12 protein-coding genes and 1 tRNA gene are annotated in these 13,682 nt (G+C 63.0%); 8 read left to right on the plus strand and 5 right to left on the minus strand.

Translation table 11 applies throughout. From position 1 onward, the window contains the following. Window positions 1-149: 149 nt before the first annotated feature. The 4 genes from BSL82_RS02720 to BSL82_RS02735 are packed head-to-tail and all read left to right on the plus strand — an operon-like array spanning window position 150 to window position 4,822. The gene (locus BSL82_RS02720) at window positions 150-1,568 is read left to right on the plus strand and encodes an efflux transporter outer membrane subunit (RefSeq protein WP_072595926.1); all 1,419 of its coding nucleotides are present in this window, start codon (window positions 150-152) and stop codon (window positions 1,566-1,568) included. After that, window positions 1,565-2,911, plus strand: a complete 1,347-nt coding sequence (locus BSL82_RS02725; RefSeq protein ID WP_072595927.1) for an efflux RND transporter periplasmic adaptor subunit — start codon at window positions 1,565-1,567, stop codon at window positions 2,909-2,911. The genes BSL82_RS02720 and BSL82_RS02725 overlap by 4 nt, the downstream gene beginning before the upstream one ends. Continuing rightward, window positions 2,904-3,611, plus strand: coding sequence for an ABC transporter ATP-binding protein (locus BSL82_RS02730; RefSeq protein ID WP_072595928.1), 708 nt, complete (start codon window positions 2,904-2,906; stop codon window positions 3,609-3,611). The genes BSL82_RS02725 and BSL82_RS02730 overlap by 8 nt, the downstream gene beginning before the upstream one ends. 2 nt (window positions 3,612-3,613) lie before the next feature. Further along, the gene (locus tag BSL82_RS02735; RefSeq protein ID WP_072595929.1) at window positions 3,614-4,822 is read left to right on the plus strand and encodes an ABC transporter permease; all 1,209 of its coding nucleotides are present in this window, start codon (window positions 3,614-3,616) and stop codon (window positions 4,820-4,822) included. Window positions 4,823-4,835: 13 nt separating this feature from the next. Here the strand turns inward: BSL82_RS02735 and BSL82_RS02740 are convergent, their stop codons facing one another. Together BSL82_RS02740 and BSL82_RS02745 are read right to left on the minus strand one after the other, a co-directional pair. Continuing rightward, window positions 4,836-5,444, minus strand: a complete 609-nt coding sequence (locus BSL82_RS02740) for a PilZ domain-containing protein (protein WP_072595930.1) — start codon at window positions 5,442-5,444, stop codon at window positions 4,836-4,838. 137 nt (window positions 5,445-5,581) lie between these two features. Next, window positions 5,582-6,172 (minus strand): CAP domain-containing protein, encoded by a 591-nt coding sequence (locus BSL82_RS02745; protein ID WP_083579001.1) that lies wholly within the window; start codon window positions 6,170-6,172, stop codon window positions 5,582-5,584. Between the two features lie 147 nt (window positions 6,173-6,319). On the opposite strand from BSL82_RS02745, the gene BSL82_RS02750 reads away from it, so the two are divergent. From BSL82_RS02750 to BSL82_RS02760, 3 genes are all read left to right on the plus strand, one after another. After that, complete coding sequence (locus BSL82_RS02750) at window positions 6,320-7,561, plus strand: multidrug effflux MFS transporter (RefSeq protein ID WP_072595931.1); 1,242 nt, start codon at window positions 6,320-6,322, stop codon at window positions 7,559-7,561. A 70-nt stretch (window positions 7,562-7,631) separates the two neighbouring features. Further along, a complete protein-coding gene (locus tag BSL82_RS02755; protein ID WP_083579002.1) occupies window positions 7,632-8,750 on the plus strand; it encodes a polysaccharide deacetylase family protein in 1,119 nt (372 codons plus the stop codon). After that, window positions 8,750-9,766 carry a GNAT family N-acetyltransferase gene (locus BSL82_RS02760; RefSeq protein ID WP_158010634.1) on the plus strand — a complete coding sequence of 339 codons (1,017 nt, stop codon included), beginning with the start codon at window positions 8,750-8,752 and terminating at the stop codon, window positions 9,764-9,766. Before BSL82_RS02755 ends, BSL82_RS02760 begins: the two co-directional genes overlap by 1 nt. Before the next feature lie 405 nt (window positions 9,767-10,171). On the opposite strand, the gene BSL82_RS02765 is transcribed toward BSL82_RS02760, so the two are convergent. Further along, window positions 10,172-10,786: a PEPxxWA-CTERM sorting domain-containing protein gene (locus tag BSL82_RS02765; RefSeq protein ID WP_072595933.1), complete on the minus strand. Its 615-nt coding sequence runs from the start codon at window positions 10,784-10,786 to the stop codon at window positions 10,172-10,174. A 195-nt stretch (window positions 10,787-10,981) separates the two neighbouring features. Further along, window positions 10,982-11,269: a hypothetical protein gene (locus tag BSL82_RS02770; protein ID WP_072595934.1), complete on the minus strand. Its 288-nt coding sequence runs from the start codon at window positions 11,267-11,269 to the stop codon at window positions 10,982-10,984. 417 nt (window positions 11,270-11,686) lie between these two features. Between BSL82_RS02770 and BSL82_RS02775 the strand changes: the two genes are divergently transcribed. Further along, window positions 11,687-11,762 (plus strand) — tRNA-Lys (locus tag BSL82_RS02775). Between the two features lie 228 nt (window positions 11,763-11,990). Here BSL82_RS02775 and BSL82_RS02780 read toward each other — a convergent pair. Next, entirely contained in the window at window positions 11,991-13,589 is a 1,599-nt protein-coding gene (locus BSL82_RS02780) for an MBL fold metallo-hydrolase RNA specificity domain-containing protein (RefSeq protein ID WP_072595935.1), read from the minus strand. Window positions 13,590-13,682: the final 93 nt, after the last annotated feature.

Below are 13,682 nucleotides of genomic sequence, written 5' to 3' on the forward strand. Positions count from 1 at the left end.
AGTCATATCCCTTGGCATCCGGTCCGCAAATCCTGCTGGATCGAGCGGCCTGTTCGCACTAGTTGAGAACGGTTCGCGAAATAAGTTTCGCCGACGACATGAAATGCGATCATCCTCGGTTCAGGTGGAATGACCCAGAAGCGCGATAAATGACGGCAAGATCCTATGCTCCCGGCTCCATGGCCGTGCTGGCCCTTCTCTCCGCCTGCGCGGTGGGGCCAGACTATCGTGCGCCCTCTCCGGCAAGCCTCAATGTGCCCACGAACTATGGGGCGGACGGCGCTACCGCCCAGCGGGCCGATCTCTCCGCCTGGTGGTCCAGCTTTGACGATCCGATCCTGTCGCAACTGATCGAGCGGGCGCTGAGCGACAATCTGGACATCGCTCAGGGCGTGGCGCGGCTGAGACAGGCGCGCGCGTCGCTGTCGGGCGCACGGGCGGAGCGGCTTCCGTCGATCACCACATCGGGCGGCGGGGGACGCGACTTCCGATCGAACGGTCCGGACAGCGACAGCTACAGCGGCGGCGCGGATGCCTCCTGGGAAGCCGACATCTTCGGCGGCCAGGCCCGCGAGATCGAGGCGTCACGGGCCGATTTCGAGGCGGTGGGCTATGACCTCCACACGATAAGGACGTCGATCGCCGCCGAACTGGCCGCCAATTATGTGGCGCTGAGGGCCACCCAGGCGCGGTTGGGGATCGCGCGGGAAAATCTGGCGGCGCAGGATGAAACGCTTCAGATTGCCGAATGGCGTGTGCAGGCGGGGCTGGTCTCGTCGCTGGACGCCGAGCAGGCGCGTGCCAGCCGAGCGCAGACAGCCGCCACCATTCCCACGCTGGAAGCGAATCTTGCGGCCGCTCTGAACCGCATCGGCGTGCTGATCGGCGACGCGCCGGGATCGGTCAGGCCGCTTCTTTCGCCGGTCGCGCCGATCCCCCGGGGTCCGGAGCAGATCGCGACCGGCATCCCGGCCGAGACCATTTCCCAACGGCCCGACGTGCGGGCGAGCGAACGCGCGCTGGCGGCCGCCACGGCCCGCATCGGCGCGGCGCAGGCGCAGCTTTATCCGGCGCTCAGGCTCAGCGGCAATATTGGGACGTCCGCGCTCAGCCTGGGCGGGCTTGGCGATGTCGTGACGGGCGGGCTCTTCGCCTCCATCGCCGCGCCTCTCTTCGACGGCGGGCGCATCCGCCAGCAGATCAACATCCGCACCGCGCAGCAGGAAGCGGCGCTTGCCGGATATCGCCAGTCGGTGCTGATCGCGCTTGAGGACGTCGAGAATGCGCTTGCCGCCGTCCAGTCCGCCCGCCTGCGCCGGACCCAGCTTGCGGTCGCCTATGATGCGGCAAACAACGCCGCGATCCTTGCGCGCAGCCAGTACCGGGCGGGGCTCACCGATTTCCAGACATTGCTGACGGCCGAGCGCACGCTGCTTTCCGCGCAGGACGGCCTTGCAAGCGCCGAGGCCGATCGCGCATCGGCGCTCATCCAGCTTTATCGCGCACTGGGCGGCGGCTGGCGGCCGATCGACCCGCAAGCGCTTCTGACCGCAGGTAATGTGCAATGAATGACCCGAGCCTTTCCCGATCCCGCCAGTCGCTCGATGCCTTTCTGGGCGTCGAAAGCATTAAGGAGCGGCCGCGCTGGGTGAAGGTCAGCGTGATCGCCGCCTTTGTCGTCCTGCTTGGCGCGCTGCTCGCCTATTGCTTCGGCGGTTCCGACGATGCCGCCTATTTCACGCAGGAAGCGAAGCGCGGCGACCTGCGCGTCAGCGTGTCGGCCACCGGCAATGTCGCGCCGACCAATCAGGTGGACGTCGGCTCCGAACTTTCGGGCCTGGTCGAGCAGGTGCTGGTCGACGACAACGACCGGGTGGTCAGGGGCCAGGTGCTGGCCATTCTCGACACCTCCCGCCTCGACGATGCGGTGATCCGCGCCCGCGCCGGCCTTTCCGCCGCGGAGGCGCAGGTCGTGCAGGCCAGGGCGTCGCGTGCCGAATCGCAAGCCGCCCTGTCGCGGCTTCGCGAGGTGTCGCGACTGTCTGGCGGCAAGGTGCCGGCCAAGACCGAGATGGAGGCCGCCGTCGCCGCCGAAGCGCGCGCGAGGGCCAATGTCGATTCCGCAGTCGCAAGCGTGGCGCAGGCCCGCGCCCAGCTTTCATCGGACGAAACCAACCGGCGGAAGGCGGCGATCCGCTCCCCCGTGGGCGGCGTGGTGCTGTCGCGCCAGATCGAGCCGGGCCAGACCGTCGCGGCCTCCTTTCAGGCGCCGGTGCTGTTCACCATCGCTGAAGACCTCACCCAGATGAAGCTGGAAGTGAGCATCGACGAGGCCGACGTGGGACAGGTGAAGGCCGGGCAATCCGCGACCTTCACCGTCGACGCCTTCCCGAACCGGACTTTCCCCGCCCGCATCCAGCGGGTGAACCTTGGCGCCAACAACACAAGCGCGTCATCGGGCAGCAGTTCCTCGTCATCCTCTTCGGCTGCGTCGGCAAGCACGGTCGTCGCCTATACGGCGATGCTGGACGTCGCGAACCCCGACCAGAGCCTCAGGCCCGGAATGACGGCGACCGCCGACATCATGACTGAGGAGCGCAACAACGTGCTGCTTGTCCCGAATGCAGCCCTCAGGTTCAAGCCAAACACCGGCGGCGACCGGGATTCGACGCTGGTCGGTTCGCTCACGCCGCGCGGCCCCCGAAGCCTGCGCGGCCCGCGCTCCGGGCAGCAGGGCAATATCGGACGCGGCAGCAAACAGACCGTTTATATCCTTGATGAAAAAGGCGAACCCAAAGCGATCGAGATCACGGCGGGCGCTTCCAACGGACGCGAGACCGAGGTGATCAGCGGCGATCTGAAGGCCGGAATGCAGGTCGTCACGGCAAGGCGGGCAAGCTCCGGTGAATGATGCGCCTATCATAAGGTTGCGCCAGATCACCAAGACGTTCGGATCGGGAGAGACCGCTTTCCGGGCGCTGAAAGGCGTCGATCTGGACATCGACACCGGTGATTTCGTCGCGGTGATGGGGCCTTCGGGTTCGGGTAAATCCACGCTGATGAACATTCTGGGCTGCCTCGACGTGCCGACGACGGGGCAATATCTGTTCAAATCGGTTGCGGTCGAAGATCTGAGCCGCGACCAGCGCGCCTTGCTGCGGCGGCGCTATCTGGGCTTCGTCTTTCAGGGCTTCAACCTGCTGGCGCGCACGACCGCGCTGGAGAATGTGGAGCTTCCGCTGATCTATCGCGGGGAAAGTCGCGAAAACCGGCACGAGGCCGCAATGGCCGCGCTGGACAAGGTGGGACTTGCGCCCTGGGCCACGCACACACCTTCCGAGCTTTCCGGCGGGCAGCAGCAGCGCGTCGCGATTGCGCGAGCGATCGTGACCAATCCGGTCGTGCTGCTCGCCGACGAGCCGACCGGCAATCTGGACACCCAGCGTTCGATCGAGATCATGGAATTGCTCACCGATCTGAACCGCAACAGCGGCATCACCATATTGATGGTGACGCATGAGCAGGAGATGGCGGACTATGCGCGAACCATCGTCCAGGTGCGCGACGGGCTGATCGAGAACATCGAACGCGCCCACCGGGTGAAGGCCTGACAATGCTTGGCACCACAATCACCCTCGCCCTTCGCGAAATCCGCCGGCACCTGTTGCGATCTTTCCTGACGATCCTTGGCATCGTCATCGGCGTCGCCGCCGTCGTCACCATGGTGACGTTGGGCAATGGCGCGACTGCGGCCGTGAAGGAGCAGATTTCCAGCCTTGGGTCCAACCTGCTGATGGTGCGGCCGGGCCAGCGCATGGGGCCGGGCGGCGGCGGCGAAAGCCCGCCCTCGTTCAAGCCGGAGGATGTCGAGGCGATCCGCGAGCAGATCAGCGGCGTGCGGGCGGTGGCGGCGCAGGCACAGTCATCAGGCGTCGCGATCCGCAATGCGCAGAACTGGTCGACGAGCATCAACGGCACGACCAACGATTATTTCGTGGCGCAGAACTGGCAAATCCAGAGCGGCCGCAATTTCACCGCGGCCGAAGAACAGGCGGGCAAGACCGTCTGCATCATCGGCAACACGATCGTGCAGAACCTGTTTCGCGGGGCCGATCCGGTCGGCCAGCGGTTTCGCATCAGGAACACGGCATGCGAGGTGATCGGCGTGCTTGCCACGCGCGGCCAGGGCGGCTTCGGCAACGACCAGGACGATGTCGTCATCATGCCGCTGAAGACCGTCCAGCGCCGCTTCACCGGCAATCAGGACATCCGGTCCATCATGGTTGCGGTGGATACCGCCTATGAAACCAGCGACGTGCAGGCGTCGTTGACCGCGCTGCTTCGCGAACAGCGGCACCTGACATCGAGTCAGCCCGACAATTTCAACATCCTCGACACCAGGCAGATCGCCGACGCCGTATCCGGAACGACGCAGATAATGACGGCGCTACTGGGGGCGGTGGCAGCCGTCAGCCTGGTCGTGGGCGGAATCGGGATCATGAACATCATGCTGGTGTCCGTGACCGAACGGACGCGGGAAATCGGCATTCGGCTGGCGATCGGCGCGGTCGCCCGCGAAGTATTGCTTCAGTTTCTGGTGGAAGCGATCGTGCTTGCCTGCCTGGGCGGCCTGATCGGCATATTGCTGGCGTTGATCGCAACGCTGGTGCTGGCCCCTGTCATGGGCATCGGCTTCACCTTCGACCCGTTCATCAACCTGGCGTCATTCGCCTTTTCGGCAGTGATCGGCGTCGTTTTCGGCTATTTCCCGGCCCGGCGAGCGGCTGCGCTGAACCCCATCGAGGCGCTGCGGCACGAATAGGCCGCAGAACCGCCTATCGCTTGGTCAGTTGATCGAGCACGTCCTGATCGAGCGGCGACGCAAGCAGGACACCGCAGCGGCTGCCGCGCGACCAGCGCACCCGGCCTTCCATCGGCGGCAATCCTTCAAGATGGATGGTGAGCATCTTGCCGGGGTTGACGGGCAACCCCGCCTCCAGCGCCATGCCGCTGAGGGAAATGTTCTGGATCGTCGCCGAGCGATCGACCCCCGGGCCTTCGATGCGCGCAGGAATGCGGACGATGTGACGCGGCGGGCGGGGCTGGCGGCCCCTGCCCTGATCGGCGACACGAAACGCGCCCACCGGAAGGGCGGTAAACAGCAGCACGCCGAAGCGGCTGCCCTTGACCCAGCGCACCTGTCCGTTGACGGCCGGAAGCGAGCCCAGGCTGACGACAACGCTCTCACCCGTCTTCGGCGGCTGTGGCGCGGACGCCATCAGCCCGCGCGTTGAAAGATTATGGATGGTGGCCGTGATCGGCCCCGTCGAGCCGGTGATCGTCGCCGCCAGTCCCGATGTTTCCGCGCGATAATCCGTCCGGCCATCCACGGCCTGATCGGCATCCTTCGTAGCGGACAAATTGCGTGCGCGATTTCCGAACACAGCAGCACTCCCAGCAGACCCGTTTGTAAATATTGAAAGCGACAGTGGTGACTCGAACTTTCCAGATTGTTAACAGCGCGCAAACTATCCGAGAAATCAGTCCGATACGGATAATTTACTCCCCTTTAGGGTAGGTTCTAATATGGCATTTGTCCGAACAAATTGGCCTGCACATCATAACGGCAAACGAGGTAATCCCACCCGTCGCCAGTCGCCACCGCACAGCCGACATGGCGCGAGCCGCGCCAGATCATCTGCGAATAGTGGCCCACGTCTTCCCAGTTCCCCGTCGTGCTGATGTGGGGAAATCGCCCCGCGCGAAAGAAGCGTGCCTCGTCGGCCCAGTCGCGCAACATCAGCTCATAGCTGAACGCGCCCGCCGTCCCGACCCAGATGTTTTCGCCTTCCGCCATATTCGTCTCGGAATGCGCGACAAGCTGACGGGCGGCGAGATACGTCGCCCACTGCGCCGCCCTGCGGGCGAGCGCGTCGCTCCAGTTCAACCGTGGAAGATTCGCCGCGCCCCGGACTTCGTTATGCACCGCAAGCACCGCCTCCATCAGTCCGCCGGGATCGCGACCGACGGCATGGGGATGGCCATGCGCGCGGCCGACGCACGCCAGCGCCAGCAGTCCGGATACACCGATCACGACGACCAAGCCGCGCATCAGACAATCGCAATCGTCGGCATGAGTCAGGTCCTGATGCCCGTCCAGCAGCCGCCACAATTATTCCGCATCTCCTATCAGCAGGTTAACGCGCGCCGACATCGGGCAAACACGTTGCGGAATCACTCAAAAGGTGGACTGGGCGGCGCATTTCGCGCAAAGGGTGCGGCAAGCCCGTTTCGTTCAACAGCATTTCCGGACCAATCCATGGACGGCACCCTTGCCCGCCCCGCAGCAACCACCTTCCCGATCGGTTTCAAGGAGTTTGTTGTGCTGATCGCATCCCTGATGGCGCTCAATGCGCTTGCGATCGACGCCATGCTTCCGGCCCTGCCCGCCATGGGCGACGCGCTGGATATTGTTCACGAGAACGATCGGCAATGGATCATCGCCGCCTATGTGCTTGGCCTGGGCGCAGCGCAGCTCTTCTGGGGTCCGCTTGCCGACCGCTTCGGACGGCGGCGCGTTCTGCTGGCGGGCGTCGCCAGCTATGTGCTGTTCAGCGTTGCAGCCGCCCTGGCTGGCAGTTTTGCAATGATGATCGCCGCCCGGGTGATGCAGGGCACCTCGGCCGCTGCAACCAGGGTGCTGGCCGTGTCGATCGTCCGTGACCGTTTTGCCGGTCGCGCTATGGCAAAGGTGATGTCGCTCACGTTCATCGTCTTTCTCGCCGTACCGATGCTGGCGCCCACGCTGGGCCAGGCCATATTGCTGTTCGCACCGTGGCGCTGGATATTCGGGCTGCTGGCGCTATCCGGTCTCGCCGTGCTCATATGGGTTTTCATACGCTTGCCGGAGACTCTGCACCCTGAACATCGCCTGGAAATTTCGCTGCAAAGATGGAAAGTCGCATGGCTGACGGTGGTGAGCGAACGCATGTCGGTCGGCTATTCGCTTGCGCTCATGCTATTGTTCGGCAGCCTGATGGGGTTCATCAACAGTTCGCAGCAGATATTTTTCGATGTCTTTGGGCTGCCGCAGATGTTCCCGCTGATTTTCGCGGCTCTGGTATCGATGATGGCCGTTACTTCACTTCTGAACGCCCGGTTCGTTGAAGAGGTCGGCACGAGGAGGATCTCGCACGCCGGGCTGATCGGCTTCACTGCGTTCGCCGCGGTCCATGCAGGCGTTGCGATCGCGGGACTGGAGACGATCTGGACCTTCGCCGTGCTGCAATCGCTGATGATGGCGTGTTTCGGGCTTTCCAGTTCCAACTTCGGCGCAATGGCCATGGAACATATGGGCAGCCTAGCCGGGACCGCTGCGTCGGTTCAAGGCGCTGTCGTGACGATCGGTGGGGCGCTGCTGGGCCTTCTTATCGGGCAGCAGTTCGACGGCACCACCACGCCAATCACCCTGGGTTTCACGCTGCTGGGCGCATCCGCGCTCGTTATCGTTCTGATCACGGAGAAAGGCAGGCTGTTTCGCCCCCAGAACATAAGGGCATGAAGACCCTGCCAATCCGGGTTACTACCAACTCGTAGGCCCCAGCTCGAACATCGGTGTCTATAGTTTGGCCATGGCGCAGGACGAAAGCCGTAGTTTGTCCGGATCTGGTGTTGCGATCCGGCCGCGAAGCGCGGATTCACCCGGCGCGGGACGGGCGACGTCCGCCGGACGCGGCGCATTGGTCATATCGCTGGATCTGGAACTGATGTGGGGCATGCGCGACCATGCGACCACGAGCGATTACGGCCATCGGGTGTTGGGTGAACGCGAGGCGATCCCCGCGATGCTGGAGCTGTTCGAGAAATCGGGCATCCACGCAACCTGGGCCACGGTGGGGTTCCTGATGTGCGACGGGCGGGACGAGCTTCTCACCCGCGCGCCGGAAGACCGGCCGACCTATGCCGATCCCAGGCTTTCAAACTACAGCTATTTGGATGAAGTGGGCGTGAGCGAGCGGGTAGACCCCTATTATTTCGCGCCATCGATGGTCCGCCGCATATTGCAGTGCCCCGATCAGGAAATCGCCACGCACAGCTATTCGCATTACTATTGTCTGGAGCCGGGACAGACCGATGACCAGTTCCGGGCCGATCTGCGCGCCGCCACCGCCCAGCTTCGCGAGTGGAACATCGACTGCCGGTCCATCGTATTCCCCCGCAACCAATATGACCGCAGGCATCTGGAACTGTGCGCGGCCGAAGGGCTTTCCGCCTTTCGCGGCACCGAGACGAACTGGATGTACCTTCCGGGCAATGGCGCGGCGCAATCGCTGGCGCGACGGGCGGCGCGACTCGCCGACACCTATCTGCCGCTTTCCGGGAGCAACGCCGTTGAACCTTGCAGCGGCGATCCGTTGATGAACGTGCGTTCCAGCCGTTTCCTGCGCCCGTACAAGCCCGGTCTGAAATCGCTTGAAGAGATGAGGCTGAGCCGTATCTGCCGGGCGATGCGGCAGGCGGCGATTTCGGGATCGGTTTTCCACCTCTGGTGGCATCCCCACAATTTCGGCGCGGACATTACTGAAAACATGGCTTTCCTCCGTCGGATTCTGGAGAGCTACCGTCAACTTGCGGACGAATATGGCATGACCTCGGCCACTATCGCTGAAACGGCCGATGCATGGGCGGCCCAACGCGCCTTCCCGCCGGTCGCGCGCGCATCGCCCACGCTTGCGGAGGCGCAAGGCTGATGCGTTTTCGTCGCGTACCCCTGAACGACGTCGATTGGGCCGAGCTTGACCGCTTTGCCGACCGCACCCATGCCCAGCGCCTGCCCTGGCTCAATTATCTGACGGCGATCGGCGCGGGCCAGCCGCTGGTGGCGCTGCTGGAGGATGAGGGAAAGACCATCGGCTGCTTCACGGCGATGCGCGGCAAAAGGCTGGGCTTGCCGGTGTTGGGCTCTCCGATCCCCGGATGGAACACGGGGTACATGGGCCTGAACCTGGCCCCCGAGGCGCCCCGCGCCGACGCGCTTCACGCGCTCAGCCGTTTCGCCTTCCGGGACCAGGGCTGCGCCTATCTGGAGCTGTCGGACCCGATGGCCGATTTCGACAGCGCGGCGGCGGCGGGCTATTCAACCGTGAAGATCAGCGGCTTTGCATCCGACCTGACGCTGTCGGAGGACGCGCTTTTCGCCCGCATGGCGAGCGCCACCCGCCGATGCATCCGCAAGGCGGAGCGCGAAGGCGTGACGGTGGAAGAAGCTGCGCCCGAAGGCTTTGCGGCGGAGTTTCATGCCCAGCTCGTAGAGGTGTTCGCACGACAGGGGCTGATGCCGACCTATTCCCGCGAACGGGTGGAAAAGCTGATCGAGCATGTCCACCCATCGGGATCGCTGCTGCTCCTGCGCGCACGCGCGCCCGGCGGAGAGAGCATCGCCACCGGCATCTTCGCCGGCTTTGGTCGCTATTCCACCTTCTGGGGCAATGGCAGCGTGACGGACATGCTTCACTTGAGGCCCAATCAGGCGCTTCACTGGCATGCGATGCGATACTGGAAGGCGCGCGGCGTGCATCTGCACGACTGGGGCGGCACCGGCGACTATAAGAAGAACTACGGGCCGGATGAATATCGCTATATCCGCCAGTATAGATCGGCCCTGCCATGGCTGGACCAGGTGCGCGGACCGGCGCTCAAATCATACAAGAAGCTGAGGGCTTGGCGATCACGGCGGCTGGCCGAGCAGCAGGCGGCTGCGGAATGACGCCCGCCTCGGCTGGCGGTGGAACCTCCTCCGGCATCGAGCGTATTATTTCTGCTTGCTCAAAGAGCATAGGTGGAAACATCTATCGCCGATGAAGCAGGTAGAGACCAGGCTCCCGACTTCGGTTGCGGAGCCTGATCTTTTTCGCACTCCGTACACCGCGCAACGAAAAGCCCCCTGCCGCATGAAACGACAGGGGGTTCGTGGCTGACCAAAGCGGGGGCATGTTTGGATCAACCCCGACACGCAGCTGTATGGTGTCGCCTGAGCCGCGTGACATTTGAACCCACGCAAAGGTTAATAGTTCCGCATGTGTCATAATAGGACATATGCGGGGATTTTGCAGTCCTTGTCTGCCGAAGCCTGCCAACTGAGAACGCTGAGCCAAACCCAAGATCAGCCCTTTTAAATGCCCTCTCGCGAGATCGAGGAGGCGATACGCAGCCGCCAACGATAGGCCAGCCCGATCACCCCAAAGCCTGATATCATCATGAGCCATGTTGCGGGCTCGGGGACGGCGGGTGGGTAGTTGGTGATCTCAAGACGGTATGCGAACTCCCGATCGTCTGGCCACACGGGACCAATATAAAGCTGAGCATCATTGATAGCCCATCCTGAAAACCACGAAATGCCACATGTCACGCCGACAGGGCCGGCCGTGTCACCACAATTGTTGTAGGGGGTGATGCCATCGATTCTGTAGCGGTAATGCGTTGGCTGGCGAATGATCTCCTGCCCCATGGTGTCAACGCCGATGGGCCGGGTATCCAAAGTCCCTTCGCTACTCCAGTATAACTCGTCATTCATGCCGAGCAGGGTAAACAGGCCGAAGAAATGGCTTGTGATCTCACCCTGCTCTTCAGTCGGGAAAATCTGGAGATCAAAGATGGTGTGCCCACCCGTGCCTGGCGTTGTGTAATTTATCGTGAGTTCGTAATTCTTAATGAACCCTTCTCTCACCATATTGGCGTCGGCAGTTCCTGGAACCATGAGAGCCAAAAGGCTGAGCAACCACTTCATGTCTGATCTCCCTGTTGCAGGGAGATAAGCAAGAAGGGGACCAATCACGGTTAACGGGGTGTCGGATCAATTCGGCACAGAAACGATTGGGGAACGCTGTAAAGAAGGCCGACATGGCGCGGGAGCGGCAGGACAGTGAGCGCCCCCGGCTTAACCAAGGCTCATCCCCTGCAGGCCACGTCAACTTGCCTCAGATTATGGCCGAACCCAATCCGCAATAGCCGAAGCAACGGCTGCTCCGGCACCGACAATTGCAGAAATGGTCACGAGCACCGCACCAACCTTCTGCCAGAACTTCAGGTCAACCTGGCGGGAGATCTCAATCGGCTTTCCATCCCAATAGAGATTCGCGTCCTGATCAACGCCAAGGTAACCGAGACGGTCGAGGCCTATTCCCCAGACATGGGGCGGCCAACCCTTTTCGAGCTCGGAGCGCTCTCGATCCGGATTCTTCCATTCTCCAGGCTGTCGGGGGCGGTCCATAAAGCACCTTCTAAACAGGCTCGGAAATCGTCGAGGCCACAAAAGCAGTGAGTTATCGATACTTTGGCACGGGAGAGTCCAGCCTCTACAGGCCGCCTGATAGCACGGCAAACCACGCCCATCCCAGCCTCATGGCTGGGGCTGTTTGCTTGCCTGAGAAGTTGGCCAGAATGTTAGCCTAAACGAGGGTTTCTGGCGAGCCCAGCTGGATTCGAACCAGCGACATACTGATCAACAGTTAGTATGTCATGTCTGAGCGAGGGGCCGAAAAGCCCCGGAAACCCTACCTTTTTGGCCATATCCCTACCATCAAAAAATGGTCAGTGTGGGGACAAATGGTGGCAATCTGACAGCAAATCCCCACGTCCGAGCTGCCCTTGCTTTGGTGGGTCGAGATGGCTACACGCGGCGGCGAGTGGACGGGTAGCTCAGTCGGTAGAGCAGTTGACTTTTAATCAACTGGTCGCGGGTTCGAGTCCCGCCCCGTTCACCACAGTTAGGATTTGCAGGGCAATCTGCGCTGGAACCCCGGACGTATCCCCCACGTCCGGGGCTTTCCTTATTTGTCGCCAAAGATTGGGGATCCGGTTGGAAGTGGTGGAAGCGGTCCTGAATTTGAGCGGATCAAAGGCCGGCATCGTGGGCATGTACCACCGTTATGGCTGCCACGATGAGAAACGGTCAGCACTCGAGCATGAGCATTGCAGCCAATGTTCTTCGCCTAGTGCCCAGCCTTCTTCCTCCCGCGTTGGTCGTGATAGGATTGCAGGACTTCCTTCATACGCCGCACGGCTTCGCGCCGCTCGCGGGCGTCGTCGATCCGTTGCAGTTCCCGCTTCAGATTGGTGGCGAAGTCGGCGTAGTCATTCTGCCAGTCGCGCTCCACCGCCTCCTGTACATTCACCCGGCCGGTCGAGAGACGGCGCGCCGCCTCGCCCGACGCCAGCGCATAGCGCTCGCCGATCTGCGGGGTGACGATGGAGTCGGCCGCAGCGTCCGATTGCAGCCGCCGCCGCAGCGTTTCGATGGCGTCCGCCTCGCCATGGGTCAGAAAGAGGCTGCCCGCTATCGGCCTACGCGCCTTGATCCAGGCGCGGATGTCGTCCTGATCGGCATGGGCCGAATAGCTGTCGATTCGCCGGACCTGCGCCTTCACCGCCACGTCATGCCCCGATATGCGTACCCGCCGCGCCCCGTCGACGATCGCGCGCCCCAGCGTGCCCGCCGCCTGAAAGCCGACGAACAATATGGTCGATTCACGCCGGCCGAGATTGTGGCGCAGGTGATGACGGATGCGGCCCGCCTCGCACATGCCCGATGCGGCGAGGATGATCGCGCCCGACAGGTTATTGAGGCGCATCGATTCAGCGGCGCTGCCCATGAAATGAAAGGCCGGATGCCCGAATATCTCGCCCGAACCCATGTCCTCGAGATGCCCCGCGTATTTGGCGAACACGCTGGTCGCCCGCGTCGCCAGCGGTGAATCGATGAAGACGCGCGGATGCGGGAGGCGGCCGGCGTTGATGAGGCTGGCGATGTCGAGCAGTAGCTCCTGCGTCCGCTCCAGCGCGAACACGGGGATGACCAGATTGCCGCCACGGACCAGCGCCCCGCTGATTTCCGCTTCCAGCAGGGTCCGGCGCTCCTCTATCGAGACCTCCTCCCGAATGCGGTCGCCATAAGTGCTTTCGCAGATCACATGATCGAACCCGGCCGGGGCCGTGGGATCGGGGTGAAACGCCTTGTGATCCGGCCCGACGTCTCCCGAAAAGAGCAGGCGCGTCGTCCCGGCTTCCAATTCTATCGAGGCGGAACCGAGTATGTGTCCCGCGTTCCAAAGCCGGAACCTGAAATCGGGCGCAAGCGCGACCCAGCTTTCGAACTCGACGCCTTTGGTCTGGGCATAAGCGGCCATTGCATCCGCCTCGGTGTAGATGGGCGGCACCGGCTCCTCATCGGCCCGGTCGGCGCGACGGTTGCGCCGCTCGGTCTCGCTTTCCTGTATGCGTCCGGCGTCCGGCAGCATGTGATAAAGCAGGTCGCGGGTGGCGGAGGTGCACCAGATCGGGCCGCCATAGCCCTCGGCCACCAGCTTGGGCAACAACCCGCTGTGATCGATATGGGCGTGGCTGAGGATGACGGCGGCCAATCTCGACGCATCGAAGGGAAAGGCTTCCCGGTTGAGCGTTTCAAGCGTCCGCGAACCCTGGAAGAGCCCACAGTCGATCAGCACCGCCAGATCGCCATATCTCAACTGCATGCAGGAGCCGGTGACCGTGCGGGCCGCACCGTGAAAGGTGATTTCGAGGCTCTCCCCCATTTGAACTCCCATCCTTCTGGCGCAGGGTTTCCGCCAGCCCTTGTAGCGCGGCGATAGCCCGCAGCGCCACTTGCGTTAATGGGTGGCTGCTCG

The organism is Tardibacter chloracetimidivorans, from assembly GCF_001890385.1.
In the GTDB taxonomy this organism is placed as follows: Bacteria; Pseudomonadota; Alphaproteobacteria; order Sphingomonadales; family Sphingomonadaceae; genus Tardibacter; species Tardibacter chloracetimidivorans.